General features: G+C 72.6%; 20 protein-coding genes. 12 read left to right on the top strand and 8 right to left on the bottom strand.

All coding sequences use genetic code 11. The features are described from left to right. Positions 1-42: 42 nt before the first annotated feature. Positions 43-642 carry a fasciclin domain-containing protein gene (locus tag IAI59_RS02910; RefSeq protein ID WP_207418050.1) on the bottom strand — a complete coding sequence of 200 codons (600 nt, stop codon included), beginning with the start codon at positions 640-642 and terminating at the stop codon, positions 43-45. 233 nt (positions 643-875) lie between these two features. On the opposite strand from IAI59_RS02910, the gene IAI59_RS02905 reads away from it, so the two are divergent. From IAI59_RS02905 to IAI59_RS02895, 3 genes are all read left to right on the top strand, one after another. Next, on the top strand, positions 876-1,292 hold the full coding sequence (locus IAI59_RS02905; RefSeq protein ID WP_207418047.1) for a hypothetical protein: 417 nt from the start codon (positions 876-878) through the stop codon (positions 1,290-1,292). A gap of 197 nt (positions 1,293-1,489) precedes the next feature. Then, positions 1,490-2,539 (top strand): NAD(P)/FAD-dependent oxidoreductase, encoded by a 1,050-nt coding sequence (locus IAI59_RS02900; protein ID WP_207418044.1) that lies wholly within the window; start codon positions 1,490-1,492, stop codon positions 2,537-2,539. Positions 2,540-2,843: 304 nt separating this feature from the next. Beyond that, complete coding sequence (locus IAI59_RS02895) at positions 2,844-3,650, top strand: exodeoxyribonuclease III (RefSeq protein WP_207418042.1); 807 nt, start codon at positions 2,844-2,846, stop codon at positions 3,648-3,650. Here IAI59_RS02895 and IAI59_RS02890 read toward each other — a convergent pair. Continuing rightward, the gene (locus IAI59_RS02890; RefSeq protein ID WP_207418040.1) at positions 3,647-4,174 is read right to left on the bottom strand and encodes an AAA family ATPase; all 528 of its coding nucleotides are present in this window, start codon (positions 4,172-4,174) and stop codon (positions 3,647-3,649) included. The two genes, IAI59_RS02895 and IAI59_RS02890, sit on opposite strands and share 4 nt — an antisense overlap. Positions 4,175-4,300: 126 nt before the next feature. Between IAI59_RS02890 and IAI59_RS02885 the strand changes: the two genes are divergently transcribed. Continuing rightward, a complete protein-coding gene (locus tag IAI59_RS02885) occupies positions 4,301-5,212 on the top strand; it encodes a metal ABC transporter solute-binding protein, Zn/Mn family (RefSeq protein WP_207418039.1) in 912 nt (303 codons plus the stop codon). A 45-nt stretch (positions 5,213-5,257) separates the two neighbouring features. Here the strand turns inward: IAI59_RS02885 and IAI59_RS02880 are convergent, their stop codons facing one another. From IAI59_RS02880 to IAI59_RS02870, 3 genes are all read right to left on the bottom strand, one after another. Further along, entirely contained in the window at positions 5,258-5,611 is a 354-nt protein-coding gene (locus IAI59_RS02880) for a DMT family protein (RefSeq protein WP_207418038.1), read from the bottom strand. Positions 5,612-5,719: 108 nt separating this feature from the next. Continuing rightward, positions 5,720-6,991 (bottom strand): MFS transporter, encoded by a 1,272-nt coding sequence (locus IAI59_RS02875; protein WP_336512475.1) that lies wholly within the window; start codon positions 6,989-6,991, stop codon positions 5,720-5,722. Positions 6,992-7,315: 324 nt separating this feature from the next. Further along, entirely contained in the window at positions 7,316-12,004 is a 4,689-nt protein-coding gene (locus tag IAI59_RS02870; RefSeq protein WP_207418037.1) for an NAD-glutamate dehydrogenase, read from the bottom strand. Between the two features lie 276 nt (positions 12,005-12,280). On the opposite strand from IAI59_RS02870, the gene IAI59_RS02865 reads away from it, so the two are divergent. The 4 genes from IAI59_RS02865 to IAI59_RS02850 all read left to right on the top strand — a co-directional run bounded on the left by IAI59_RS02865 (position 12,281) and on the right by IAI59_RS02850 (position 18,892). Beyond that, positions 12,281-13,507 carry a cupin domain-containing protein gene (locus IAI59_RS02865; RefSeq protein WP_207418036.1) on the top strand — a complete coding sequence of 409 codons (1,227 nt, stop codon included), beginning with the start codon at positions 12,281-12,283 and terminating at the stop codon, positions 13,505-13,507. Positions 13,508-13,659: 152 nt separating this feature from the next. Beyond that, a complete protein-coding gene (locus IAI59_RS02860; RefSeq protein WP_207418035.1) occupies positions 13,660-14,283 on the top strand; it encodes an OmpA family protein in 624 nt (207 codons plus the stop codon). Positions 14,284-14,531: 248 nt separating this feature from the next. Next, positions 14,532-17,171, top strand: coding sequence for an FtsK/SpoIIIE family DNA translocase (locus tag IAI59_RS02855; RefSeq protein ID WP_207418033.1), 2,640 nt, complete (start codon positions 14,532-14,534; stop codon positions 17,169-17,171). Between the two features lie 287 nt (positions 17,172-17,458). Beyond that, positions 17,459-18,892, top strand: coding sequence for an amidohydrolase (locus IAI59_RS02850; RefSeq protein WP_207418031.1), 1,434 nt, complete (start codon positions 17,459-17,461; stop codon positions 18,890-18,892). Between the two features lie 236 nt (positions 18,893-19,128). Here the strand turns inward: IAI59_RS02850 and IAI59_RS02845 are convergent, their stop codons facing one another. Next, positions 19,129-20,727 carry an ABC transporter substrate-binding protein gene (locus IAI59_RS02845; protein WP_207418028.1) on the bottom strand — a complete coding sequence of 533 codons (1,599 nt, stop codon included), beginning with the start codon at positions 20,725-20,727 and terminating at the stop codon, positions 19,129-19,131. 263 nt (positions 20,728-20,990) lie between these two features. Between IAI59_RS02845 and IAI59_RS02840 the strand changes: the two genes are divergently transcribed. The 4 genes from IAI59_RS02840 to IAI59_RS02825 all read left to right on the top strand — a co-directional run bounded on the left by IAI59_RS02840 (position 20,991) and on the right by IAI59_RS02825 (position 24,407). After that, positions 20,991-21,638, top strand: coding sequence for a glutathione S-transferase (locus IAI59_RS02840; RefSeq protein ID WP_207418026.1), 648 nt, complete (start codon positions 20,991-20,993; stop codon positions 21,636-21,638). Next, positions 21,635-22,492 carry a VOC family protein gene (locus tag IAI59_RS02835; RefSeq protein WP_207418024.1) on the top strand — a complete coding sequence of 286 codons (858 nt, stop codon included), beginning with the start codon at positions 21,635-21,637 and terminating at the stop codon, positions 22,490-22,492. Before IAI59_RS02840 ends, IAI59_RS02835 begins: the two co-directional genes overlap by 4 nt. Further along, entirely contained in the window at positions 22,489-23,229 is a 741-nt protein-coding gene (locus IAI59_RS02830; protein WP_207418023.1) for an FkbM family methyltransferase, read from the top strand. Before IAI59_RS02835 ends, IAI59_RS02830 begins: the two co-directional genes overlap by 4 nt. A gap of 119 nt (positions 23,230-23,348) precedes the next feature. Further along, positions 23,349-24,407, top strand: a complete 1,059-nt coding sequence (locus IAI59_RS02825; protein WP_207418022.1) for a glycosyltransferase family 4 protein — start codon at positions 23,349-23,351, stop codon at positions 24,405-24,407. On the opposite strand, the gene IAI59_RS02820 is transcribed toward IAI59_RS02825, so the two are convergent. Both IAI59_RS02820 and IAI59_RS02815 read right to left on the bottom strand, forming a co-directional pair. Next, positions 24,388-24,996, bottom strand: a complete 609-nt coding sequence (locus IAI59_RS02820) for a YjbF family lipoprotein (protein WP_237181184.1) — start codon at positions 24,994-24,996, stop codon at positions 24,388-24,390. The two genes, IAI59_RS02825 and IAI59_RS02820, sit on opposite strands and share 20 nt — an antisense overlap. Before the next feature lie 199 nt (positions 24,997-25,195). Then, entirely contained in the window at positions 25,196-25,960 is a 765-nt protein-coding gene (locus IAI59_RS02815) for a hypothetical protein (protein ID WP_207418020.1), read from the bottom strand. Between the last annotated feature and the right edge of the window lie 83 nt (positions 25,961-26,043).

The following is a 26,043-nucleotide window of genomic DNA, read 5'->3' as shown; positions in this document are numbered from 1 at the left end:
AAGGCGCGGCCGGGCAGGGCCCGGCCGCGCCGGCAAGGCTGCTTACGGCAGCAGCATGTTGTCGATGCCGTGCACCACGCCGTTGCTGGCCATCAGGTCGGGCATGATGATCTTCGCGGCCGGCTGCAGGTTCTGGCCGCCGGCGCCGGTGCCGAAGTTGCTGCCCGCGCCGCCCGAGGGCTTCACGATGGCCACCGTCGGCGGCACCGCCGTGCCGTCCAGCATCACCAGCCCGCCGTTCAGGCTGGCGACCTCGCGCTGCTGGCCGTTGAAGGACTGGGTGGTGACGACGCCGGCCAGCATGTGGTGCGTCAGCAGCGCCGTGGTGCGGAACTCGTCCACCGAGCCCTGCTGGCTGCCGGTGGTGCCGCCCAGCAGGTTCATCATCAGGCCGGGAAGGCGGTCGATCGCGGCGTTGGACGGCACAAAGACCGTCAGGTCCTGCGTGCCGCGCATGCGGTCCAGCTGACCGCCGCGCTGCGCCAGCTCCAGAAAGCGGGAGAACTGCGGCACGCTGGCCAGCACGGTGGTGATGTCGCCCATGGAGGCGACCTGGGCGCGCAGGATGGCGGGCGCGGCGAGCAGGCCGGTGGCGGCGCCGATGGTGGCGCCCAGCAGGGTGCGGCGGTTGAACGTGGTCAACGTCTGTCTCCTCGGAATTCGGTTGTCAGGCTTGGGCCGGCGCGGCCGTCGTCAGCTGATGAAGCCGCCGGCAGAGCTGTTCCGGCGCTGCAACGCATCGTCCTTCGGCGCGGTTGCCGAGCGGGAGCCGCGCTTTTTTCCGAGGAATGACATGGAACCCGCCCTTGCAAACCGCGTTGTCGCCCACATGCCCTGTCACTAGAGCGGGGCTGTATCCAACCGGGAGTTCCCCAATGCTGCGCCAGCGCGAAATTCTGTCCGCCCTCGCCGTTTCCGCCCTGATGCTGGGCCTGGCGGCCTGCAGCGGCCCGCAGACGGTTGAGAACAACAGCACCACCCGTGCGATCGACCGCGCCGCGGGCACCGACGTGTCCGGCGCCTATCCGACCCAGGCCAACGGCACCCCGGGCAACCCGCCGGGCACCGAGGCGACGCGCGCCCTGGACCGCGCCGCCGGCACCAACACCTCCGGCGCCTACCCGGCGCAGCGCGATGGCACCCGCGCCAACCCGCGCGGCACCGCCGCGACCCGCGCCGCCGACCGCGCCGCCGGCACCAACACCTCGGGCGCCTACCCGATGCAGAGCGACGGCATGCCCGGCAACCCGCCCGGCACCGCCATCGGCCGCGCCGTGGGCGAAACCCGCTAAGCGCAGCCTGTTCCCCCACAGGCCGGACCGGGCCGCCAGGAGCAATCCTGGCGGCCTTTTCCATGTGCCGCCGGCCCCGGGCCCCGGCCCGCTTGCCGATCCGCCGGCAGCGCTCATCTGCAGGGCTTACCCCCCAGGTTCCGGCGCGCCGCGATATGCCCTATGCACGCGGCCCCGAAACGCGGAGACCGCAGCCGATGGCCGAAGCCCACCACCCGTTTCCCGCGCCGCATGGCGTGCAGATCACCGCCGATGTCGCCGTGATCGGCGCCGGGCCCACCGGGCTCTTCGCGGTGTTCGAATGCGGCATGCTGCGGATGAAATGCGTGGTGATCGACACGCTGGAGGCGATCGGTGGCCAATGCGCCGCGCTGTACCCCGAGAAGCCGATCTTCGACATCCCCGCCCACCCCGCCATCGCCGGCGCCGAGCTGATCGCGCGGCTGGAGGAGCAGGCGCAGCCCTTCGCCCCCGTCTACCTGATGGGCCGCCGCGTGGACGCGCTGGCCGAGGACGGGGAAGGCGGCTTCACGCTGACCACCAGCCAAGGCGAGCAGGTGCGTGCCAAGGCGGTCATCATCGCCGCCGGTGCCGGCGCCTTCGGCCCCAACCGCCCGCCCCTGGCCGGGCTGGAGGCCTTCGAGGCCACCGGCGCCGTGCGCTACATGGTGTCCCGCCGCGAGGAACTGCGCGGCAAGCGCGTGGTGATCGCGGGCGGCGGTGATTCGGCGGTGGACTGGGCGCTGTCGCTCAAGGACGTCGCGGCGCGCGTGACGGTGGTGCACCGCCGCCCGAAGTTCCGCGCGGCGCCCGAAACCGCCGCGCAGATGGAGGCCGCCGCCGAGCGCGGCGAGATCGACCTCGCCATCCCGTACCAGCTGCACGCGCTGGAAGGCACGGACGGCCAGCTCGACCACGTGGTGCTGGCGACGCTGAAGGGCGAGGAGCGCCGCGTGCCGGCCGACCACCTGCTGGCCTTCTTCGGGCTGTCCATGGAGCTCGGCCCCATCGCCGACTGGGGCCTCGGCCTGGACCGCAGCCACATCACGGTGGACCCGGCGACGCTGGCCACCAGCCGGCCCGGCATCTACGCCATCGGCGACATCGCCACCTATCCGGGCAAGCTGAAGCTGATCCTGCAGGGCTTCTCGGAAGCCGCCATGGCCGCCCACGCCATCCACCCGCGCATCTTCCCGGGCGAGGCGCTGCACTTCGAGTACAGCACGTCCAAGGGCGTGCCGGCGTAGAGCGCAGGCCAGGGGGCGCTGCCCCCTGGACCCCCGCCGGGGTGGCTGAGCCACCCCGGACCCCGGCATTCCCGGCCATTGCGGGACCTGAGCGCCAGGGGTCGAGGACCCCTGGCGACTGAGGGGCCATCGCCGGCTGCTTTTTTAAAAAACTCTCGTTCTCCACAGGGGCTGACCAAGGGCCCGCAGATCCCATGCTTTCTGATGGCGGGGTTTGGGGAGACACTGTCCCCCCAGCGGGGGTTCCAGGGGGGCGGAGCCCCCTTGGCCACGGCCGCCGGGATGGCCTAAGCACGCCGCCATCATGACCTCCCTCCGCATCGTCACCTGGAACATCAACTCCGTCCGCCTGCGGATCTCCCTGCTGGCCGATCTGGTGCGCGACTTGGCGCCCGACGTCATCTGCCTGCAGGAAACCAAGTGCCCGGACGAGTTCTTCCCGCATGAGGGAACGGACGCGCTGGGCTTCCCGTACCGGGCGGTGCGCGGCATGAAGGGCTACAACGGCGTCGCCATCCTGTCCCGCGTGCCCTTCCGGGTGCGGCATGACGACCCGGACTGGTGCGGCAAGGGCGATTGCCGGCATCTCGGCGTGGATCTCGACGTGCCGGGCGGGCTGGAGCTGCACGACTTCTACGTGCCAGCCGGCGGCGACATCGCGGATCGCGCGCTGAACCCGAAATTCGCCCACAAGCTGGACTTCATCGCCGAGGCCACCGCCTGGAACCGGGCACGCGGGCCCGCGCGCCGGGCCATGATGTTGGGCGATCTGAACATCGCCCCGCTGGACGACGATGTCTGGAGCCACAAGCAGCTGGTGAAGGTGGTGTCCCACACCCCGGTGGAGGTGGAGGCGCTGCTGGAATGGCAGCGCGCCGGCGCGTGGCACGATGCCATCCGCCACTTCGTGCCACCGCCGGAAAAGGTCTACACCTGGTGGTCCTACCGCGCCCGCGACTGGGAGGCGGCGGATCGCGGCCGGCGGCTGGACCATGTCTGGGTCAGCGGCGACCTCGTGCCCAACCTGCGGCGCCACCAGATCCTGAAGCCGGCGCGCGGCTGGACGCAAAGCAGCGACCATGTGCCGGTGCTGGTGGAGCTGGCGCTCTAGGCCTGTGCCGCCAGGGCCCGGAAGGCGGCCTCCGCTTCGCGCGGGTGGCGCAGGCGCCGCAGGTCGAGGTGGCGGTAGGTGTCTTCGGCCAGCACCGCTTCCAGCGACCGCCGGCGGGGGCGCCATTGCCGCCAGGCCCAGCGGATGGGGTGGTCGCGGTCCAGCCAGCGGCGCCAGGACTCGCGGTTGCCATTCCATAGCGGAGTGCCGAGGACAGCCCGCAGCGCGGAGCGGCGGATCACGCGCAGCATGATCGGGGCACGGGCGTAGTCCAGCCACAGCAGATGCGTCGCGCGGTGCCAGACATGCGGGCGCATGGCGCTGTAGTTGCCGTCCACCACCCAGTCGGGGCCGGCGGTGGCATCGCACACCCGCGCGGCGAAGACCTCGGGCCGGGCGGGCTGCCAGCCGGCTTCCCAGAACAGCGCATCCAACTCCACATGCGGGATGCCGCGCGCCGTGGCGAGGCGGCGGGCGAAGGTGCTCTTGCCCGCGCCGGACAAGCCGATGATGACGAGTCGCATGACAGGCCGCCTTGTCGCGTGGTGGGGCGGCGGCATGCCAAAAGGCCGGGCACGGGGCAAGGGCGGTGCTTGCGCGATACCAGGCGATCCGCTTAATGTTATGATATAACGTTATGGGTCTTTACCATGTATCGTCGCAACCTGCTCGCCGCCGCCCTGGCGCTGCCGGCACTGGCCCGCCCCGCGCTGGCGCAGGCGGTGCCGTTGCCGGTCGTCGCCTCCTTCTCCATCCTGGGCGACATGGTGCGGCAACTGGGCGGCAGCCGGGTGGCGGTGCGCGTGCTGGCCGGCCCCGATGTCGATGCCCACACCTTTCAGCCCCGCCCGGCCGACGCGGCGGCGGTGCGGGACGCGGCGCTGGTGGTGCGCAACGGGCTGGGCTTCGAGCCGTGGCTGGACCGCATGCTGCGCTCCGCCGGGCGCAAGGGGCCGGTGGCCGTGGCCAGCACCGGCATCAGGCCGCGCGCCATGGCCGATGACGGCCACGGCCACGGCCACGGCCACGCGCACGGCCAGGACCCGCATGCTTGGCAGGACCTGGCGAACGGCCGCAGCTATGCCCGCACCGTCGCCGCGGCCCTGGCGGCGGCCGACCCGGCGGGGGCCGGGCATTACCGCGACCGCGCCAGCGCCTATGACGCCCGGCTGGCGGCGCTGGACGCCTGGGTGCGCGAGCGCATCGCCACCGTGCCGGAAGCGCGCCGCAAGGTGGTGACCAGCCACGATGCCTTCGGCTACTTCGCCGCCGCCTATGGCGTGGAGTTCCTGGCGCCGCAGGGCATCAGCACGGAAAGCGAGCCCTCGGCGGCGCAGGTCGGGCGCCTGGTGCGCCTGTTGAAGCAGCAGAACATTTCCGCGCTGTTTCTGGAAAACATGGCCAACCCCGCGACGCTGCAGCGCTTGGCGGCCGAGGCGGGCGTCACGGTGCAGGGCCGCCTGTACGCCGACGCGCTGTCGCCGCCCGATGGCCCGGCGCCGGACTACGAGGCGATGTTCCGGCACAATGTCGGGCTGCTGGTGCCGGCCATGGCGGGCTGAGGCAGGGCGGATGTCCGGGGGAAGGCGGCTCCCCCAGACGCCGTTCTACTTGGTCGGCAGGAAGATGAAGCCCACCGCCGCCAGCAGGCAGACCATGGCGGCCCCGTAGGTCCAGCGCAGCGGCTCGCCCAGCACCAGCACGGAAAAGCCGGCGAAGACCGCCAGGGTGATGACTTCCTGCATCACCTTGAGCTGCTGGCCGGTATAGGTGCCGCTTTCATAGCCGATGCGGTTGGCCGGCACGGCCAGGCAGTATTCGAACAGCGCCATGCCCCAGCTGATCAGGATGGCGGTTGTCATCGCCCAGCCAGGTCGCTTCAGGTGGCCGTACCACGCGAAGGTCATGACAATGTTGGAGCCGATCAGCAGCAGGGGCGGCAAAAAATAGGCTGGCGTCATGGCGGCGGCCTCGTGGCGGTGAAAACGGCGGCACCCGCCGGCCCGGGCCGGCCACGCTGGCGCCGCCAGCACAACGCCAGGGCGCGCCATCGTTGCGGCAAGCGGCAATTACATCGCATCCACGCGCTGCGGCCGCACCGTGGCCAGGATCGCGGCCCCCACCGCCAGGAACACCAGCACGGTGGCCATGCCGGCCCGCTGGTTGCCCGTGGCGGCTGTCACGGCGGCCAGCGCCGCCGGCCCCAGAAAGCCCGTGATGCGCCCGGACAAGGCGAACAACCCGAAATGCGCCGACACCTCGGCCGGCGGCGCCAGCGCCGCCATGAGGCTGCGCGACGCCGACTGCGCCGGCCCCATGAACAGCCCCAGCACCACCGCCAGCCCCCAGAACAGGCCCTTGTCCTGCACCAGCACCAGCCCGAGCCCGATGACGATGATGGCCGCCAGCGCCACCAGGATGGTCTGCTTGGCGCCCAGCCGGTCCTCGATCAGCCCGAAGCCGGCGGCGCCCAGCCCGGCGGTGACATTGAGCGCGATGCCGAACAGCAGAATCTCCTCGAACGGCATGCCGAAGACCCCGGCGGCGTAGATGGCGCCAAAGGCGAACAGCGTGTTCAGCCCGTCCGTGTAGAACAGCCGCGCGATCAGAAAGCGCGCCATGGCCGGGCGCTGTGGCAGGCCACGCAGCACGGCGCCGATCTCGGCCAGCCCCTGCCGCGCCGCCCGCACCCAGCCCGGGCGCGCGCCGGCCCCGGTGAAGTCCGGGTCCGGCAGCGCCACCAGCACCGGCCAGCCGAAGACCAGCGTCCAGACGGCGCACAGCACCGCGGTGGCGCGCAGGTGCTCGGCCTCCCCCCGGTCCAGCCCGAACAGCGCCGGGTCGGGCTGCACCAGCAGCACCAGGCACAGCCCCAGGCAGGCCAGACCCCCGGCATAGCCCAGCCCCCAGGCCAGCCCGGACACCCGCCCCAGCCGGTCCGGCGTGGCCACCTGCGGCAGCATGGAATTGTAGAACACCGTGCCGAGCTCGAACCCCACCGTCGCCAGCCCGACGCAGGTCAGCGCCCAGAGCGCGTCCTCCGGTCGCGGATGCGCGAACCAGATCAACCCGGTGAAGACGGCGGTGAAGACCGTGCACAGCAGCAGCATCAGCCGCCGCCGTCCGCCGGCATCCGCCACCGCCCCCAGCACGGGCGACAGCAGGGCGATGGCGATGCCCGCCAGGGTCTGCATCCAGCCCCACATCGCCTGGCCCTCGGCCGGCGTGGCGGCCACCCCCTGCGCGAAATAGGCGGCGATGACGAAGGTAGATACGACGGTCGGAAAGGCGCTGTTGGCCCAGTCGTAGAACGCCCAGGCCCAGGCCTTGCGCGACATCATCCGGTGGCTCCCCCGCTTGCGGCGGGGAGTGTGCCTTGGGTGGCGGGGACAGGCCAGGGGCGCCGCCCCTGGACCCCGCCGGGGTGATTGAACCACTCCGGACCCCGACATCTGTTCGGGCTTGTCGCGCCAGGGGTCGATGACCCCTGGCGACTGAGGGGACGGGGCCGCTGGCTTTTTGTTTAAATCAAATTCCGCCGCTGCCCACGGGTGGCCACCGCGGCCTGTAGGACCGCATGGCTTTCCGAAGCCGGGGTCCGGGGTGGCTCAGCCACCCCGGCGGAGGAGTCCAGAGGAGGCGGAGCCTCCTTTGGCCCCCGTCCGTCACCCCGGCACCACCTTGCCCAACTCGCGCACCGCCACCGTCACCCCGGCCAGATCCGGCCGCAGCGCCGCTTCCTGCGCCGTGCGGATGGCGGGCTCGGCGCCCGACATGTCCACCCCGCGCAGCGAGGCGGCGGCGAGGCGTGCCTGCAGGCTGGCCAGGTCGTCCAGCAATACCGCCTTGGCGCGGGTGCCGAAGGGCCCCACCGCGTCGGACTGCAAGGCGGCGAGCCGCAGGGCGGGCAGGTGGAAGGTCTCGCCCACCGCCTGCCAGGCGCGGCCGGCCTCGGCCGGGTCCAGCTTGGCCTCGGCCGCCAGCCGCACGATGGCGGGGGCCGAGGCCAGGGCGGGTGCCGCGGCCACCAGCCGCGCCACCTGTTCCGGCAGCCCGGCCTCGCGCAGCGCGTCGGCGGCGGGGCTGTCGGCCTCAGTTTCGGCCCGGGTCAGGGCGTCGATGCCCGGGCGCAGGGTGGCGAGCGTGTCTTCCAGCGTGCCATCGGGGCTGGCCAGCAGCTCGCGCGACACGGCGGCGTGCAGCTGGCGCAGCGCCAGGGCCGCGTCGCGCCGGGCGGCGGCGGGGGCCGGCGCGGCGTCGGCGGCCATGGCGGCGGCGTCCAGCCCCAGCAGCCGGTCCGCCAGGATGGCGGCGCGGGCGGCGGCGGCCGGCTCCGTGCCGGCGGCGAGGCGGGACAGCGCCGCCGGGCCCAGGCGGTTGACCACGGTGTTGGCCAGGATGGTGGCCAAGAGCTCCCGCCGCAGGCGGTGGCGGGCGATGGCCTCGGGGAACTGCTGCTGCAGGGCGTGCGGGAAGTAGTCCTGCAACAGCGGCTGCAGGGCGGGGTCGTCCGGCAGGGCGCTGTTCTCGATCGCTTCCGTCAGCCACAGCTTGGTGAAGGGCAGCAGGGCGGCCAGTTCGGGCCGGGTCAGCGCCTCGCGGGCGGCGACGCGGTCGGCCATGCCAGCGGCATCCGGCAGTCCGGCCACGGCGCGGTCCAGCAGCCCCGCCTGTTCCAGCCGCGTCATCAGTGTGGCGTGGGCGGGCAGGGCCTCGGCGCCCGCCGCCTCCTCCAGGCTGACGGCCAGGGACTGCTCCGTGTTGTCGCGCAGCACCAGGGCCGCGACCTCGTCGGTCATCTGGCTCAGCAGGATGTCGCGCTGCTGGGTGGTGATGTGGCCGGCGGCCTGCACGTCGGCCAGCAGGATCTTGATGTTCACCTCGTGGTCGGAGGTCGACACGCCGGCGGAGTTGTCCAGCGCGTCGGTGTTGAGGTGCACGCCGTGGCGCGCCGCCTCGATCCGCCCGGCCTGGGTGATAGCGAGGTTGGCGCCCTCGCCCAGCACGCGGGCGCGCAGCTCGCTGCCGTCCACGCGGATGCCGTCGTTGGCGCGGTCGCCCGCCTCGGCTTGGGTTTCGGTGCTGGCTTTGATGTAGGTGCCGATGCCGCCGAAGTAGAGCAGGTCCACCTGCGCGCGCAGGATGGCGCGCAAGACCGTGGCGGGGTCGGGCTTTTCCTGCTCGATGCCCAGCAGCGCGCGGGCGCGCTGGGACAGCGGGATGAAGCGGGCGTTGCGCGGGTAGACGCCGCCGCCCTCGCTGACCAGCCTGACGTCGTAATCGGCCCAGGAGGAGCGGGGCAGCGCGAAGACGCGGGCGCGTTCCGCGTAGCTCGACGCCGGGTCCGGATCGGGGTCGATGAAGATGTGGCGGTGGTCGAAGGCCGCGATCAGCCGGGTCTGCTTCGACACCAGCAACCCGTTGCCGAAGACGTCGCCCGACATGTCGCCGACGCCGGCCACCGTGAAGGGCTCGGCCTGGATGTCGTGGCCCAATTCGGAAAAGTGGCGGGCGATCATCACCCAGGCGCCCTTGGCGGTGATGCCCATCGCCTTGTGGTCGTAGCCCTGGCTGCCGCCGGAAGCGAAGGCGTCGTCCAGCCAGAAGCCGTATTCCTGGGCGAGGCCGTTGGCGATGTCGCTGAAGGTGGCAGTGCCCTTGTCGGCGGCGGCCACGATGTAGGGGTCGTCGCCGTCGCGCCGCACCACGCCTTCCGGCGGGATCACCTCCGTGCCGTGCAGGTTGTCCGTGATGTCCAGCATGCCGCGGATCAGCGTCCTGTAGGCGGCGATGCCGGTGGCCATGAAGACTTCCCGGTCGGTGGCCGGCGGCACGGCGCCCTTGAGCACGAAGCCGCCCTTGGCGCCGGTCGGCACGATGACGACGTTCTTCAGCCGCTGCGCCTTCATCAGGCCCAGGATCTCGGTGCGGAAGTCCTCGCGGCGGTCGGACCAGCGGATGCCGCCGCGCGCCACGGCCCCGGCCCGCAGGTGGCAGCCCTCCATGTGCGGCGCGTGCACGAAGATCTCGCGCCACGGGCGGGGCAGGGGCATCTCGCCCGCCGCCGCGCTGTCGATCTTGAAGGACAGATAGGATTTTTCCTGGTGGAAGTTGGTGCGCAGCACGGCGTCCAGCACCACCCGCAGCCGGGCCAGGATGCGCTCGGCGTCCGGGTCCTCCACCTGCTCCATCAGCGCGGTCCATTGCTGCTCGATCGCCGCCTCGCGCACGGGGTCGCGCGCGGCGGCGGGGTCGAAGCGCGCCTGGAACAGGTCGATCAGCAGCCGCGCGGCGCGGGGCTCGTTGCTCAGCGCCGCCTCGACCGAGCCCTGCGCGAAGGCGAAGCCCACCTGCTTCATCCAGCGGAACAGCGCGCGCAGCAGCCAGGCCTCGCGCCAGGTCACGCCGGCGCGCGCCACCAGCCGGTTGAAGCCGTCCGTCTCGTCGCGCCCGTCCAGCAGGGCGGACAGCGCTTCCAGCAGCGCGTGGAAGCGGCTTTCGGCGATGTCCGTGCCGGCTTCCAGCGCGAAGACGTGCAGCACGGCGCGCGAGCCGTCGGGCAGCGCCGCGCGGTGCGCGGTTTCCTCGATCGCCCGCAGGTCCAGGCTTTCGAACAAGGGCAGCACGTCGGCCAGCGGCAGCGGGCCGCCGGGGTTGGCGAGGCGCAGCGACAGGCTGCGCGGCCCCGCGCCGGGCGCGCGCTCGATGCGCGACACGGGGTGGCCGCCGGCCAGCGCCGCCTCGGCCATCTGGATGTCGGCCACCACGGTGGTGGTGGCGGTGTTGGTGGCGTAGTAGCCCGAGAAGGCGTCCGCCCAGCGGCCCAGCGTGTCGGCGGCGCGCGCCTCGCCCTGCTCGGCGGACAGCGCCTCGGACAGCCGGTCGGTGAAGGAGCGCGCGGCCTGGGCGACGGCGGCTTCCAGCGCCGCGTCCTCCACCGCCGGCACCTGGCCGGGGGTGGTGCCCAGGATGTAGTGGATGCGCGCCAGCGGCCCGTCGCCCAGCGCGATGTGGAAGGCCGACAGCCGCGCGCGGAAGGCGCGGGCCAGGATGCCGCCCACCTGCTCGCGCAGCTTGGTGTCGAAGGTGTCGCGCGGCAGCCAGGCGATGGCGGACACGAAGCGCTCGAACGGGTCGCGCCGCAGCACCAGGGCCGCGCGCGGGCGGATGGACAGGTCCAGCGCCCGGCGCGCGCCTTCCAGCACCGCCGCCTCGTCGGCCTGGAACAGCTCGTCCCGCGGCCAGGTGTCCAGGATGTTGCGGAGCGCGCGGCCGTCGTGGCTGTCCGGCGCCATGCCGGCGGTGGCCAGGATGCGCTCCACCTTGGCCGACAGCCAGGGGATGGAGCGCGGGTTGCGGTTGTAGGCACCGGCGGCGAACAGGCCGAGATGCAGGCGGATCGCCACCACCCGCCCGTCGGCGCCGAACACGCGGGTCGCCACCACGTCGGCGTGCTGCGGCCGGTGCACGCGGGCGCGCATGTTGGCCTTGGCCACCGTCAGCGCCACGCCGTCCTGCAGCTGCGCCAGCACGGCGGGGGGGATGGCGGACAGGTCGCGCAGCGTGTCGAACACCGGCAGGCTTTCGTCCCGCAGCAGGCCGAGGCCGTCCTCCATGCTGACGGAAGGTTCCAGGCGCAACAGGCGGTGGCCCAGGCAGATGAAGTTCTGGTCCGCCATCCAGCGCAGGAAGTCCTGGCCGGCGGCGGCTTCCGGCGCGCCCGCGATCTCCACGGCGGCGGCTTCCAGCCGGTCGCGCATGGCGGGGAAGTCGGCCACCGCCAGCCGCACCTCGGCCATCGCCTGGCGCAGGGCGGCGGCCACGTCGTCCCAGTTCTCGGCCGGCGGGTGGTGGTCGCCGGTCAGCCGCACCGGGCTCGGGGCGATCTCCACGTGCATCAGGCTTTCGGGCCGCGCGCCCTCGCCCGCGCCCAGCGCCAGCAGGCGGCCGGCGGCGTCGCGCCGGGCCGGCAGCACCGGGTGCAGAAGGCGGCGCACGGTGCGGCCGGACAGCGTCAGCGCCGCCAGCACGCTTTCCACCAGAAAGGGCATGTCGTCGGTGACGATCTCGGCCAGCGCGGCGCTGCCGCGGCCCGGGCCGGGCGGCAGCAGGCGCACCTTGGCCTCGCCCGGCCGGCGCTCGGCGGCATGGGCGTAGAGGCTGGCGGCGGCGGCGGCCAGGCGGTCCGGCGGCTCGGCGGCCAGTTCGGCCGTGGGCAGGGCGGCGGCCAGCCGGTGCAGCAACACTTCCGCATCGGCCGGCAGGGCGGGCGCCTGCCGCCGCAGGGCCTCGGCCGCCATGCGCAGCAATTCCGCGCGGGCGCCGCCGCTGTCTCCCGTCAAACCATCTGGCATTTTGCGTGACCCCTGGCGGTTCTGAACCTTGCCCCAAGGATCGCGAGGCGAGACGCCGCAATCAACCCATGGCCACAAGAACTCTGCGCTTTGCGCGGCGAATTCTTGGCCAAGGCGGGCTGCAGGCCGGGGGGGGGGCCTTCCCCGGCCCCCGGCGTTTCCGGCCTGTTTCCCGCCGCCGGCCGTGGCGGTGAAAGGCCCGGGGCCGCCGGTTCCGAGCCCGGAAGCCGATTTGCCGCATTCTCAAACCGCGCCGTCCGGTCCAAGCTGGCGGGCATGAGCATGACGCTGGCCGAGCTCCTGGCGCCGATCACGCCGGAGCAGTTCTTCGCCGAGTATTACGACAAGCAGCCGCTGCACATTCCCGGCAGCCCGGGAAAGTTCGCGCAGGTGCTGTCATGGCGCGGCATCAACCGCCTGCTGGACATGACGCACGTCTGGTCCAGCCAGTCGCTGAAGCTGGTGCGGGAAGGGGTGGCCGTGCCGCCCGAGCAGTACTGCACCCGCGCCACCAGCCGCGACGGCGCGCCGGTGATGCAGCCCAACGCCGCCATGGTGGCGCAATGGATCGGCCGTGGCGCTTCTGTCGTGATGAACGACGTGGACAGCCTGTCCCCCGGGCTGGCCGGCGTGTCCGACGCGCTGGAAGCCGCCGGCCTCGGCAAGGCGCAGGCCAACGTCTACATCTCCTGGCAAAGCCACAAGGCGTTTCATTCCCACTTCGACACGCACGACGTCTGGGCCGTGCAGGTGGAAGGCGAGAAGTACTGGAACGTCTGGGAAGGCCGCGCCGAATGGCCGATCGCCCACCCCGTGTTCAAGGGCCTGGGGCAGGAGCACCACGACCGCGCCCGCGGCAAGCTGCGCGGCAAGGTGCTGGTGAAGACCGGCGACCTGCTTTACCTGCCGCGCGGCTGGTACCACGACGCGCTGGCCGAGGCGCCGACCTCGGTGCACATCGCCTATGGCATGCACGCGCCGCTGGGCATGGACCTGATGAACATGCTGCTGGAGCGCGCCATCTACGAGCCCGCCTTCCGCCAGCCGCTGCCGCGCCAGGACGGCTCGGCGGCCGCGAAGTTCGCGCTGACCAGCCGCGCCGCCCAACTGGGGCAGAAGCTGTCCGAGCTGACGCGCGACCCCAAGGTGATGGAGGTGCTGGCCAAGTTCGTGGCCGACTACCACGAGAACCGCGGCGGCAACGACCTTTTGGCCGCGCGCGGCCTGGCCGCCGCCGCGCCGCCCGGCGAGGCCACCGCCGAGGGCCATGCCTTTCGCATCCTCAGCCCCGGCGCCAAGCCGGTGCGGCGCGGCGCCGAATGGCAGCTCAAGGGCCCCAACGCCACCCTGCCGCTGACCCCGCCCGAGGCGGAAGCCGCCGCATGGCTGCTGGCGCGCCCGGACGTGGCGGAGCTGGAACTGCAGGCCGCGCATCCGGCGGTGGAGGCGGCGACGCTGTTGCAGCGGCTGGTGGGCGCCGGGGTGCTGGCGGCGGCGGCCTAGCCGGCCAAAGCCCCCCAGGTTCCTGGCGCCGCAAGCGGGCGAAAGGAACGGGGGTGGGGGAATTCTTTCCCCTGGCTTGCTTTTTCCACGCTGCCCGCATCCCGCCCCGGCGTTTCATGAGATAACTGTCATTCTTCAAGACGGATCTTTTCATGATGCGCCACGCCCTGCTTCTCGCCCTTCCCTTGCTGGCCGGCCTTGCCGTCACCGCCCAGGCGCAGCCGCGCGACTTCAAATGCATCGGCGCCGAGCAGCTGGAGGACGACGTCTTCGAAGTGGCCTTTCCCGCCGGCAGCGCCCGGCCCCCCACCGCCGCCCGCACGCCCGTGGCCGCCGCCGCCGCCCTGGCCCTGGCCGACCCCAGCCGCAACATCTGCGTGCTGGGCCATGCCACGCGCGAAGGCGGCCAGGCCACCACCACGGAACTTGCCGCCCGCCGCGCGCGGGAAGTGTCGGAGATGCTGGCGGTGGGCCACAGGATCGCGCGCGACCGCATCCGGGCCGAGGCGCGCAACCCCGGCTTCAGCCGCCGCACCGAGAACCGCGAAGCGCGCAGCGTGACCATCGTGGTGCTGCCGGCCCCCCTGGGCAGCGCCCGCCCGGCCGCCCCGGCCGCCGAACGCCCCGCCGCCGTCGAACGGCCCCCCGCCGAGCGCCCCGCCACCGCGCCGCGCGACTCGGTGCCGGCCACGCCGCCGGCCAGCGCGCCGGCCCCGGCGGCCCCGCCCTCCACCACCCCGCCGGTGCCGCCGGCGGAAGCCCCCGCCAAGGAGTAAGCGAACCGGCCCGGCATGGTGCGCCGGCCGGCAAGGGCCGCGCCGTGCTGCGGTCCACCCCCTGGCCGCCGAGGCGAGCCGGGATCCGGTGCCGGCGCGGCCGGGGCAGGGGAGGGGGGCGCGGGGCGTCTGCCGCCCGTCCGGCACGCGGTTGCAACAACCCCTTGTCTCTGCACGTTATGCGTTCTGTTCCAAGCCTTTGTCATGCTAGCCTGAGGCCGTAGCTCAGCAGCACACGACCGAGGCCCATGTCCCGCGCCCTTGCCGACCGTCCCGTTCCCTCTTCATCCGGTGGCCGCCTGGCCGCCGGGGCCCGGAAGTTCGCTTCGCCCGCCGTCAAGTCCGCGCTGCGGCGACGGGGCGCCGAGCTGGCGGGGCTGGCGCTGGCGCTGGCCGGCGGCGCGCTGCTGGTGGCGCTGGTCACCTACAACCCGGCCGACCCTTCCATGTCCACGGCGGCCAACCGCCCCGTCACCAACCTGGCTGGGCCGATGGGCGCGGTGGTGTCGGACCTGCTGCTGCAGGGCTTCGGCTGGGCGGCCATGCTGCCATCGGCCGTGGCGCTCGGCTGGGCGTGGCGGCTGGCGACGCACAAGGGGCTGGCGCCCTTCGCCGGGCGGGTGGTCGCGGTGCTGCTGGCGTTGCCGGCGCTGGCGGGCGCGCTGCACCTGCTGCCGGTCGGCGCGCAAAGCGGCCCGACCCTGGCCGGGCCCGGTGGCGCGCTGGGTGAACTGGTGGCGGGCTGGGCGCTGGGCCTGGGCGGCTCGCTGCTCGGGCAGGGCGGTCGGCTCGGCGCGGAAGTGGTCGTGGTCGCGCTGGCGGGCTCGCTGTCCTTTGCCGCCATCGGCGTGCCGTTGCTGGCCTGGCTGCACATGGGCCGCAGCGCCGGGCGCGCCGCGCGCGGCGGTGCCGACATGACCGCCAGCCTGCTGCGCCGCCCCGCCGTGCCGCCCCGGCCCAGCTGGGCCGCCGAGCCGGAAGCGGAGCAGGACGCGGGGCCCAGCGCCGCGCAGCGCCTGGCCGCGCCGTTCCGCTCGGTGGGCAGCGCCGTGGGCGGCCTGCTGTCGCGCAACCGGGAAGTGCCGTCGCCGGCGCTTTCGGCCATGCTGCGCGCCGCCGACGCCGCCGCCGGGCAGGCGCCCCCCGCCGCCCGCCGCGCCCCCACCCTGAACCGCGCCCCGGCCGGCCCCGCCCCGCGGGCCGAGGACGTGCCGAGCCGCCCCGCGCCCGCCGTCCGCCTGGCGCCCCGCCCGGCCGAGGAAGACGAGGACGAGGATGAGGCGCCGGTGCCCGCCGCCATCCGCGCCCGCCCGCCGGCCGCCGAGCCGCCGCGCAAGCCGGCCCGTGCCGCCGCCCTGCCGCAGCCGGCGCCGCACGAGCGCTTCCGCCTGCCGTCGCTCGACCTGCTGGTGCCGGCGCCCACCCGCCGCAACGACGGCCCCAGCGAATCGGCGCTGCAGGACAATGCCCGCCTGCTGGAATCGGTGCTGGAGGATTACGGCGTGCGCGGCCGCATCGTCGAGATCCGCCCCGGCCCGGTGGTCACGCTCTACGAGCTGGAACCCGCGCCCGGCACCAAGTCCGCCCGCGTGATCGGGCTGGCCGACGACATCGCCCGTTCCATGAGCGTCATGGCCGTGCGCATCGCCACCGTCCCCGGCCGCAACGTCATCGGCATCGAGCTGCCCAACGCCAAGCGGGAGACGGTCTACTTCTCCGAGATGATGGCCAGCGGCGACTGGGCGTCCAACAACAGCAAGCTGCCGCTGGCGCTGGGCAAGGACATCGGCGGCGCGCCGGTGGTGGCCGACCTCGCCCGCATGCCGCACCTCTTGATCGCCGGCACCACCGGCTCGGGCAAGTCGGTCGGCATCAACACCATGATCCTGTCGCTGCTCTACCGGTTCAGCCCGGACGAGTGCCGCTTCATCATGATCGACCCCAAGATGCTGGAGCTCTCGGTCTACGACCGCATCCCGCACCTGCTGGCGCCGGTGGTGACCGAGCCGCCCAAGGCGATCGGCGCGCTGAAGTGGACGGTGCGCGAGATGGAGCGCCGCTACAAGGCGATGAGCCAGCTCGGCGTCCGCAACATCGGCGGCTACAACGAGAAGGTGCAGGCCGCGCAAAGCCGCGGCGAGGTGCTGAGCCGCCGCGTGCAGACCGGCTTCGACCCCGACACCGGCCGCCCGGTCTTCGAGGACCAGCCGCTGGCGCTGGAGCCGCTGCCGATGATTGTCGTCGTCATCGACGAGATGGCCGATCTGATGATCGTCGCCGGCAAGGAGATCGAGGGCGCGGTGCAGCGGCTGGCGCAGATGGCGCGCGCCGCCGGCATCCACGTCATCATGGCGACGCAGCGCCCGTCGGTGGACGTCATCACCGGCACCATCAAGGCCAACTTCCCGACCCGCATCTCCTTCCAGGTGACCAGCAAGATCGACAGCCGCACCATCCTGGGCGAAATGGGCGCCGAGCAGCTGCTCGGCCAGGGCGACATGCTGCACATGGCCGGCGGTGGCCGCGTGGCCCGCGTGCACGCGCCCTTCGTCTCCGACGCCGAGGTGGAGCGCGTGGTGGACTTCCTGCGCGAGCAGGGCGAGCCCGCCTATATCGAGGAAGTCACCGAAACCGAGGACGAGGAAGGCGACTCCGGCCTGTCCGGCATCGCCGCCGCGTCCGACGGCGAGAAGGGGCTGTTCGACCAGGCGGTGGCCCTGGTCACCCGCGAAGGCAAGGCCTCCACCTCCTTTATCCAGCGCCACCTGTCCATCGGCTACAACCGCGCGGCCAAGCTGATTGAGCAGATGGAGAAAGAAGGCGTGGTCGGGCCGGCCAACCATGTCGGCAAGCGCGAGGTGCTGGCGCGGCGGAGCGACGACGACTGAAGCCAAGACCGGGGGGAATGAATTCCCCCACCCCCCCCCGCAAACGTATACGTTTGCGCCCCGTCTTTTTTCTGATTCCCGGCCGTGGCGAGGCTGGGTGTGCCGAGGGTCCGAGACCCTCGGCGACTGATGGACCAGTTCCAGTAGTGCTGTTCCCGATCCTTAACGCCCGACGCCAAACTGACAGAAAAAAGATGGGGTTCGGGGAATTCTTTCCCCGACCTTCCTTTTCCCTCGCCCGCCGCCGGACCTAAAACTCCCGGAACCAACGAGGGAGCGCGTCACCCATGACCCAGGGCACCAATGCCGAGCGGATCTGGCAGGAAGTCGAGCAGCGGCGCGAGGATTACTTCGCGCTGAGCGACCGCGTCTGGTCGATGCCCGAGCTGAACTATGGGGAGCACCGTTCCGCCGCCGAGCACAAGGCGATGCTGGAGAAGGAGGGGTTCCGGGTGACGGAGAACGTCACTGGCATCCCGACCGCCGTGATGGGCGAGGCGGGCGAGGGCGGGCCGGTGATCGCGATCCTCGGTGAATACGATGCGCTGCCGGGGCTGAGCCAGGAGGCCGGCGTGGCGGAGCATCGCCCCGTCGAGGCGGGTGGGCACGGGCATGGCTGCGGGCACAACATGCTGGGTTCCGCCTCGCTGCTGGCGGCGGCGGCGGTGAAGGACTGGCTGGCGGCGAACGGGCTGAAGGGCCGCGTGCGCTACTACGGCTGCCCCGCCGAGGAAGGCGGCTCGGCCAAGGGCTTCATGGTGCGCGACGGGGCGTTCGATGACGTGGACGTCGCGATCTGCTGGCATCCGTCGCATTTCTCGGGCGTGAACCAGGCCTATTCGCTGGCCTGCCTGGAGGCGGACTTCGCCTTCACGGGCCGCTCCTCGCACGCCGCCGCCGCGCCGCATCTGGGCCGCTCCGCGCTGGACGCGGTGGAGCTGATGAATGTCGGCGTGAACTACCTGCGCGAGCACATGCCGAGCCACGCGCGCATCCACTACGCCATCCAGGATGCCGGCGGCATCGCGCCCAACGTGGTGCAGGGGCAGGCGCGGGTGCGCTACCTGATCCGGGCGCTGCGGATGACCGAGGTGCTGGAGCTGCTGGAGCGAGTCAAGAAGATCGCCCAGGGTGCGGCGCTGATGACCGAGACGCAGGTGGCGGAGCGGGTGCTGTCGGCCGATGCCGAACTGGTCGGCAACCGGCCGCTGGAGGAGCTGATGGAGGCGAACTTCCAGCGCCTCGGCCCGCCGCGCTTCGCGCCGGAGGACCATGATTTCGCCAAGCAGATCCAGGCGACGCTGTCGGCCGAGGATATCGCCGCCGCTTATCGCCGCGGCGGCATCCCGCCCGTGAAGGACGAGGCCCTGGCCGAGCGGCTGATGCCGCTGGACCGGCCGCTGAGCCAGGGCGTCGGCTCCACCGATGTCGGTTCGGTGTCCTGGAAGGTGCCGACGGTGCAGGCGCGCGGCGCCACGCATGCGGTGGGCACCGCCGGGCATTCCTGGCAGATCGTGGCGCAGGGCAAGGCGGGTGCCGCGCACAAGGGCCTGGAGCACGTGGCCAAGGTAATGGCCGGCACGGCCGCGGACCTGTTCGCGCGGCCCGAGGCGGTGGCGGCGGCGAAGGCCGAGCACGCGGCGCGCACGGCGGATGCGCCGAGCGTCTTCCCGATCCCGAAAGGCGTGGCGCCGCCGTTCGATATGGCGAAGGGGCATTAAGCAAGGTCGGGGGAAGGAATTCCCCCGAACCCCCATCTTCTTTTTGTCAGTTGGCGCTGCCGGCCAACCAGCGCGTGTAGCATTATGAACGACACCGCAGGTGCCGGACCCTCAGTCGCCGAGGGTCAACGACCCTCGGCGCACTCACCTTTCCGGCTCGCGGACAGACAGAAAAAGAAGGGGCGCAAACGTATACGTTTGCGGGGGGAATTCATTCCCCCAGCCTTCCTGCCCCTTCAGACCCGCTTCACGCCCATCGCCAGCGTCAGCTCGTCCGCCCGCGCCTCGTAGGTCAGGCCCTTCTGCAGCGCCCAGGCGTTGGTCAGCATGAACAGCGGGATGATCGGCAGGTCCTCCGCCGCCATCGCCACGCCTTGCTGGATCAGCTTCTCGCGCGCCGCGTCGTCGATGGTCGACAGCGCGCGCTCGGTCAGCGCGTCCAGCTCGGGGTTGGAGTAGCGGCCGTCGTTGCTGGCGCCGCGTCCCTTTTCCTTGTCATAGGTGCCGATCACGCCGTTCAGGACGTTGCTGCCCTCGCCGGTGCCGCTGCCCCAGCCCCACAGGCACATCGAGTATTCCTGGCCGGCGGCACGGGGCACGTAGGCGCTCCAGGGCATGGCCTCGACCTTGGTTTGGATGCCGACGCGGGTCCACATCTGCGCCACGGCCTGGGCGGTGGCGGCGTCGTTGGGGTAGCGGTCGTTGGGCGTGCGGATGGTGATGCGGAAGCCGCGCGGGAACCCGGCCTCGGCCAGCAGTGCCTTGGCGCGGTCCGGGTCGAAGGCGGGGGGCTTCACGTCCGGGGCAAAGCCGAAGGTGCCGGGGGCGAGCCACTGGCCGGTGGGGCTGGCCATGCCGAGCATGACGCGCTCGGCGATCGCCGAGCGGTTGATCGAGACGCTGAGGGCCTGCCGCACGCGGCGGTCCAGCAGCGGGCTCTTGCCGAAGGGCTTGCCGTCGATGTCCGTCACCTCGGGCGGGTTCTCGGGGTGGCTGAAGTCGGGGCCGAGGTAAATGACGCGCAGCCCCTGGGTCTGCACCATGTCGATGTTGGGGGCCGAGCGCAGGCGCGGCAGGTCGCTGGCCGGCGGCGTGTCGATCAGCGCCACCTCGCCCGACAGCAGCGCCGCGACGCGCGCGGGCGGGGCGGAGACGTGGCGGATCACCACCCGCTCCCAGTCCTGCTTCGGGCCCCACCACGCGTCGTTGCGCGCGACCTCGAAGCGGTCGCCCGGCACGTAGCGGGTGAACTTGTAGGGGCCCGTGCCGATGGCCGCCTTGCCGCTGTTGTAGTCCGCCGTGGTCGCGCCCTCGCCCACGTGGCGGGACACGATGTGCACGGAGGAAAGCTGGCGCGGCAGCACCGGCGCCGGGCTGTGGGTGGTGATGCGCAGCAGCAGCGGCTCCACCGCCTCGGCCGTCTTCACGGCGTTGAGGTAGGAGCCGAAGCCGCCCGGGCTGTTCGGCACGTTGCGGGCGCGGGTGTAGGTGAAGACCACGTCGTCCGCCGTGAAGGGCTGGCCGTCGTGCCACGTCACGTTGGGCCGCAGCTTGAATTCCCACACGGTGTCGGAAACCGCGGTCCAGGATTCCGCAAGGCACGGCTCGATGCCCGCCTTGGCGGTGCGGTTCACCAGCCGGTCGAACAGGTGGAAGGCCGCCGTGTGGTTGGGCGAGGCCGCGAAGAAATGCGGGTCGATGGAGGTGATGCCGCCGCCGATGGCGATGTTCAGCAGCCCCCCGGCGGCCGGCGCCTGCGCCCGCGCGGTGCTGGACAGGGCAGGGGCCGCAAAGGGCAGGGCGAGGGCCGCGCGGGCCAGGTCACGACGACGCATGGGGGATCAGTCTCCGGAGGGGATCATCTCTGCGGCGGATGGTGGCGCTGCGACTGCGGCCGCACAAGCAAGGCCGGGGGAAAGAAATCCCCCGGACCCCCATCTTTCTTTTGAATTCCGGCCGTTGGGGGTTCAGCGCACCGGTCGTCCCCCCAGTCCGCATTCAAATCAAATCAGAAAAAAGATGGGGGTCCAGGGGAATTCTTTCCCCCGGCCTTCTGCTCTACCCTTTCCATGAACGACACGCGAAAAGGATCAGGGCGATGGCGGACGGCAGGCTGGTGATCGGCACCAAGATGTATTCCTCCTGGTCGCTGCGCGGCTGGCTGGCGGTGCACCTGGCGAAGCTGGATGTCGAGGAGGTGCTGATCCCGCTGGCCGGCGGCGCCACCAGCTCCATCAAGGACGCGACGCCGGCGGGGCTGGTGCCGTACCTGGAGCACCAGGGGGCGAAGGTCTGGGAAAGCCTCGCCATCCTGGAATACTGCGCCGAGTTCGCGCCGCACCTTTGGCCCGCGGACCGCAGGGCGCGGGCGCAGGCCCGCAGCATCGCGGCCGAGATGCATGCCGGCTTCCGCGCGCTGCGCATGGCCATGCCCATGACCATCCTGAACACCCGCGACGGCAGCACCGCCCCGCCCGAGGCGCTGGCCGACATCGCGCGCATCGACGCCATCTGGCGGGACGCGCTGGCGGCCTCCGGTGGTCCCTTCCTGTTCGGCGCGGAGTTCGGCGGGGCGGACGTGATGTATGCCCCCGTGGTGTGCCGTTTTCTGACCTGGGGGCCGGAGGTTTCCGCCGAGGCGCGCGCCTACATGGCCGCCGTGCGGGCGCACCCCCTGATGCAGCGCTGGTACGACGAGGCGGCACGCGAGCCGGCCGAGTGGAAGCTGGCGAAGTACGAGCCGTGAGCGGCGCGGTCCTCGACCACGTCGGCGTCTGCTCGTCGCGCCCCGAGGCGCTGTGGGCGGCTTATGAGCGACTGGGCTTTCTGTTGACGCCGGTGGCGCGGCAGTCCGGCCCGCGCGCGCCGGGCCTGCCGCCGGAACGGCTGGGCACCGGCAACCGCTGCGCCATGCTGCGCCAGGGCTACCTGGAGCTGCTGGGGCTGATCGAGCCAGCACTGTTCGACAACGGCCTGTCTGCCCTGCTGGCGCGCTACGAGGGATTGCACATCCTGGCCTTCGGCGTGGCCGATGCCGAGGCCGAGCTGCCCCGGCTGCGCCGCGCGGGGATGGATATCCCCGGCGTCGCGCCGCTGCAGCGCCCGCTGGACGACGCGGCGCCGGACGGCCCGCTGGCCCGCTTTTCCCGCCTGCCGGTGCCGGCCGCGCCGGAAGGCCGCCTGCAACTCATCCAGCACCACACGCCGGAACTGCTGTGGCAGGAGCGCTGGCTGACCCACCCCAACCGCGCCGTGGCGCTGGAACAGGCGATCCTGGCGGTGCCCGCCCCGGCGGAGACGGCGGCGCGGCTGTCCCGCCTGACCGGCGGCGTGCTGCAGCCGGACCCGGCGGGCGGCTTCGCCCTGCCGCTCGGTACCGGCAGCCTGCGCATCCTGCCACCCGAGGCGCTGGACGCCGTGCTGCCTGGCGTGGTGCCGCCGGCGCTGCCGTTCATCGCCGGCTTCGTGGTCCGCACCGATGACGGCAACCGCGCCGCGGCGCACCGGCTGGCCGGAATGGCCACCGGCAAGGCTCCCGGCGGCGGCATCCTGGTGCCGCCCGCGCTGGCCGGCGGCGCCGCCCTGGTGTTCCGCGGATGAACGGCGCGCTGCGCCATTCGCTGCGCACCTACTACGCCCCTGGCCGCGCGCAGGCGCTGGATGCCTTTCACGCCCGCTTCCTCGCCCCGGGGGAACTGGGCTTCGACGTGGGCGCCCATGTGGGGGACCGCACCGCCAGCTTCCGCCGCCTCGGCGCCCGGGCGCTGGCGGTGGAGCCGCAGCCGCGCCTGGCCCGGCTGTTGCGCCTGCTGTTCGGCCGCGACCCCGGCGTGGCGCTGGCGCAGACGCTGGTGGGGGCCGAACCGGGCGAGGCGGTGCTGCACCTGAACGCCGCCAACCCCACCGTGGCCACCGCCTCCGGCGCCTTTCTGGCCGCCGCCGCCGGCGCGCCGGGCTGGGACGACCAGCGCTGGGACGGCGCCATCACCCTGCCCGTCACCACGCTGGACGCGCTGGCCGGCCGCCATGGCCTGCCGGACTTCCTGAAGATCGACGTGGAAGGCTTCGAGGCCGCGGCACTGGCCGGCCTGTCGCGCCCGGTGCGCGCGTTGTCCTTCGAGTTCACGCTGATCCAGCGCGACGTGGGGCTGCAGGCGCTGGCGGCCGTCGCGGCGCTGGGTGCCTATCGCTTCAACGCCTGCCTGGGCGAGGCCATGCGCTTCGCCTTGCCGGAGCCAGTGGAGGCGGCGGCGATGGCGGACTGGCTGAACGGCCTGCCGATGCGGGCCAACAGCGGCGACATCTATGCCAGCCTGGAGGCGGGGCGGCTGCGGTGAGGGGCGGAAGGCCGGCGGCAGGAATGCCCCCCGGCCGCCTCCCATCCCCCTGATTTGACGAACCACCCCCCCTGTGGCTCATGGCGCCTCCCGCCCTTCCGGAGCCCGACGTTCTGCCCATGACCGGCCAAGCCATCCTGGAACACCTGGTGTTCGCCACCGTCCTGGCCGGGTGCTCCGCGCTGCTGGTGCGGCTGATGATCGCGTGCCCCATCCTGGACCATCCCGACCACCGCAAGGCGCATGCGCGGCCCACGCCCAAGGGCGGCGGGGTGGGCATCGTCGGTGCCTTTATCCTTGGCATGCTGGTGCTGTTCCTGACCGCGCGCTTCGCGCGGGTGGCGGACACCAAGTTCATCGGCGTCATTCTGGCCGGCGTCGCCATCGCCGCCGTGGCGCTGGCCGACGACGTCCGGGACTTCCGCTTCGTGGTGAAGCTGGGCGCCCAGGCGGGGGCGGCGCTGGTGGCCGTGGCCAGCGGGCTGGTGGTCAGCAAGGTGGCGCTGCCCTGGATCGGCGTGGTGGAACTGGGCTGGCTCGGCCCGCTGCTGACGGTGTTCTGGATCGTCGCCTGCACCAATGCCGTGAACTTCATGGACGGGCTGGATTCGCTGGTGGGCGGCGTGGCGCTGGTGGCGGCGGTGGTGCTGGCGGTGATCGCGGCCACGCAGGGCGGCTGGTTCATCTACGCCGCATGCCTGATCCTGGCGGCCGGCATCGCGGGCTTTCTGCCCTTCAACCTGCCGCCGGCGCGCATCTTCATGGGCGACGTCGGCAGCCAGTTCCTGGGCTTCATCCTGGCGGTGCTGGGGGTGGCGGCGGCACAGTTCGACAGCGCGCAGCTGTCCTTCCTGCTGGTGCCGCTGCTGCTGTTCGCGCTGCTGTTCGACACCGGCTTCACCATCCTGCGCCGCGCCTGGATGGGCGAGCGCATCAGCACCCCCCACCGCACGCACATCTACCAGATGGCGCAGCGCGGCGGCCTGCCGGTGCCGGCGGTGGCGGCATTGCACGCGGGCTTCGCGCTGCTGCAGGGCGGGCTGGCGCTGGGCTTCACGGAGCTGCCCACCTGGGCCAAGCCGCTGGTCATCCTGCCGCCCCTGCTGCTGCAGCTGCTGTGGCTGGGCTACGTCGCGCGGCGCGCGCGGCGCGCCGGGCTCAGCTGGCGGGCGGGTTGACCACCTCCACCCACATGGGCCCCTGCGGCCCGATCCACTGCTCGGAACGGTAGATCCCGCCCGTTTGCGGGTCCGCCCAGAAGCGGTTGGCGAAGCTTTCGCCGCCGCCGCGGCAGCGTTCGGTGATCAGCAGCGCCACCGGTCCGGCTTCGGGCTGCACCAGCGCGCCGCGCAGCCGGCAGCTCAGCGACACGCCGAAGCGCATGCCTTCCGGCGAACGGTCCGATCGCATCAGATCCACCTGCCGGCGCAGCGCCACCTCCCGCCCGTCCAGCAACAGCGGCTCGTCCAGCGGGTCGGGGCCGTCCAGGCGGGTGGCGGCCAGCCAGGTGCGCAGCCCGGCGGTGGCCACGACGCGGGCGCCATCGGTCGCCACCACCACGCCGCCGGCGCTGCGCCACATGCGGTTCTCGCCGCTCTGCTGCGCCAGCACCGCCAGCGCCTGCCGGCCGCCCCAGCGCAGAAACAAAGCTGGCTCGCCATCCGCCTGGGCCAGGGCGGCGGCGGGCACCTCCTCCCGCTCGGCTTCCGGTAGGGTGTCCGTCAGGCCCAGCGTTTCCGCTCCTGGGATGTCGGCCCAGGCCGGCACCCAGGATTCCGGGACCAGAGGGCCACAGCCGGACAGCAACAGGACAAGCAATGGGAGACAGCGCATCGGCGCATCCTAGACGATCACGTCGCCGTGAGCAGGGTATTTCGCCACAAAACGCACGGCGTTCTGCCGTGCCGCAAGTCAGACTGCGAGCGCCTGAAGCCTGGGCATCAGGGGGACAGGCGCCCCCTGCCGGTCATCCGCGCCCGAACAGCCGCTTCACCCGGGCCCAAAGCCCTTCGCCACGCGCCGGGCGTCCCAGCTTCTGCTGCGCCACATGCGGCCGGGGAAAGGAGGGCGGCATGGCCGAGGCCATGCTGTGGCCGCTGCTGTCCTGCTCGGCGATCAGCCGGCTTTCCAGCGCCACCACCTGGCCGACCGCGGCGGGCGGGTTGCCGGCGGCCAGGGCGCTGGCGGTGGCTGCGGCGTCGGGCCACGCGCCCGCGCGGCGCAACGCATCGATCACGCGCACGGTCTGCTCGGCGTCCAGCGGCGGGCCGCTGCGCCACAGCGCCACGGCATCCAGCCGCCATTCGGCGGCCAAGTCGTCGCGCTTCATGTCGTCGGCCACCCAGGCGGCGTGCAGGGTGGCCTCGGCGCTGGCATGCAGCGCACCGGTTTCTTCCAGCACATGGGCCCAGGCCAGAAAGCGGCGCGCCAGCGGCGGATGGCTGGTGTCGGCCACCAGGGCCCGGAACGGCGCGGCGGCCACCGCGTCGGCGGCGGCGGGGTGGGCGCGGGCGATGTCCGGCGCCGCATAGGAGCAATGCGGGCATTGCTGCAGCCACCGCGCCATGGTGCCCCGCAAGGGCTGGCCGGGCCGGAGGTCGAGGTCCGGCGCCTGTTCGGGCGGGCCGGGGCGGAACGGTGGCTGCCGGCTTTCGGCGCCGCACACGGCGCAGCGCACCGTGCCGGCCGCCTGGCCGGTGCGGGAGCCGGTGGAGGAGGAGGAACTCGCCATCCCGTTAAACTAAGGACGAAGCCGCCCGGCGCGAAGGGGCCGCGCGCCGCCTGGCCTGCAATAATTGGTCGTGCGCCGCCGGG

Origin of the sequence: Roseomonas haemaphysalidis, assembly GCF_017355405.1 — a bacterium.
GTDB lineage: Bacteria > Pseudomonadota > Alphaproteobacteria > Acetobacterales > Acetobacteraceae > Pseudoroseomonas > Pseudoroseomonas haemaphysalidis.
Note: the sequence above shows the minus strand (reverse complement) of the source record. Positions and strands in the feature narration are given on the sequence as shown.

Excerpts from the sequence above, each read along its gene's own strand:
- IAI59_RS02905 (WP_207418047.1), top strand. The coding sequence starts at position 876 with ATGCTGCGCCAGCGCGAAATTCTGTCCGCCCTCGCCGTTTCCGCCCTG.
- IAI59_RS02900 (WP_207418044.1), top strand. The coding sequence starts at position 1,490 with ATGGCCGAAGCCCACCACCCGTTTCCCGCGCCGCATGGCGTGCAGATC.
- IAI59_RS02895 (WP_207418042.1), top strand. The coding sequence starts at position 2,844 with ATGACCTCCCTCCGCATCGTCACCTGGAACATCAACTCCGTCCGCCTG.
- IAI59_RS02890 (WP_207418040.1), bottom strand. The coding sequence starts at position 4,174 with ATGCGACTCGTCATCATCGGCTTGTCCGGCGCGGGCAAGAGCACCTTC.
- IAI59_RS02885 (WP_207418039.1), top strand. The coding sequence starts at position 4,301 with ATGTATCGTCGCAACCTGCTCGCCGCCGCCCTGGCGCTGCCGGCACTG.
- IAI59_RS02880 (WP_207418038.1), bottom strand. The coding sequence starts at position 5,611 with ATGACGCCAGCCTATTTTTTGCCGCCCCTGCTGCTGATCGGCTCCAAC.
- IAI59_RS02875 (WP_336512475.1), bottom strand. The coding sequence starts at position 6,991 with ATGATGTCGCGCAAGGCCTGGGCCTGGGCGTTCTACGACTGGGCCAAC.
- IAI59_RS02870 (WP_207418037.1), bottom strand. The coding sequence starts at position 12,004 with ATGCCAGATGGTTTGACGGGAGACAGCGGCGGCGCCCGCGCGGAATTG.
- IAI59_RS02865 (WP_207418036.1), top strand. The coding sequence starts at position 12,281 with ATGAGCATGACGCTGGCCGAGCTCCTGGCGCCGATCACGCCGGAGCAG.
- IAI59_RS02860 (WP_207418035.1), top strand. The coding sequence starts at position 13,660 with ATGATGCGCCACGCCCTGCTTCTCGCCCTTCCCTTGCTGGCCGGCCTT.
- IAI59_RS02855 (WP_207418033.1), top strand. The coding sequence starts at position 14,532 with ATGTCCCGCGCCCTTGCCGACCGTCCCGTTCCCTCTTCATCCGGTGGC.
- IAI59_RS02850 (WP_207418031.1), top strand. The coding sequence starts at position 17,459 with ATGACCCAGGGCACCAATGCCGAGCGGATCTGGCAGGAAGTCGAGCAG.
- IAI59_RS02845 (WP_207418028.1), bottom strand. The coding sequence starts at position 20,727 with ATGCGTCGTCGTGACCTGGCCCGCGCGGCCCTCGCCCTGCCCTTTGCG.
- IAI59_RS02840 (WP_207418026.1), top strand. The coding sequence starts at position 20,991 with ATGGCGGACGGCAGGCTGGTGATCGGCACCAAGATGTATTCCTCCTGG.
- IAI59_RS02830 (WP_207418023.1), top strand. The coding sequence starts at position 22,489 with ATGAACGGCGCGCTGCGCCATTCGCTGCGCACCTACTACGCCCCTGGC.
- IAI59_RS02825 (WP_207418022.1), top strand. The coding sequence starts at position 23,349 with ATGACCGGCCAAGCCATCCTGGAACACCTGGTGTTCGCCACCGTCCTG.
- IAI59_RS02815 (WP_207418020.1), bottom strand. The coding sequence starts at position 25,960 with ATGGCGAGTTCCTCCTCCTCCACCGGCTCCCGCACCGGCCAGGCGGCC.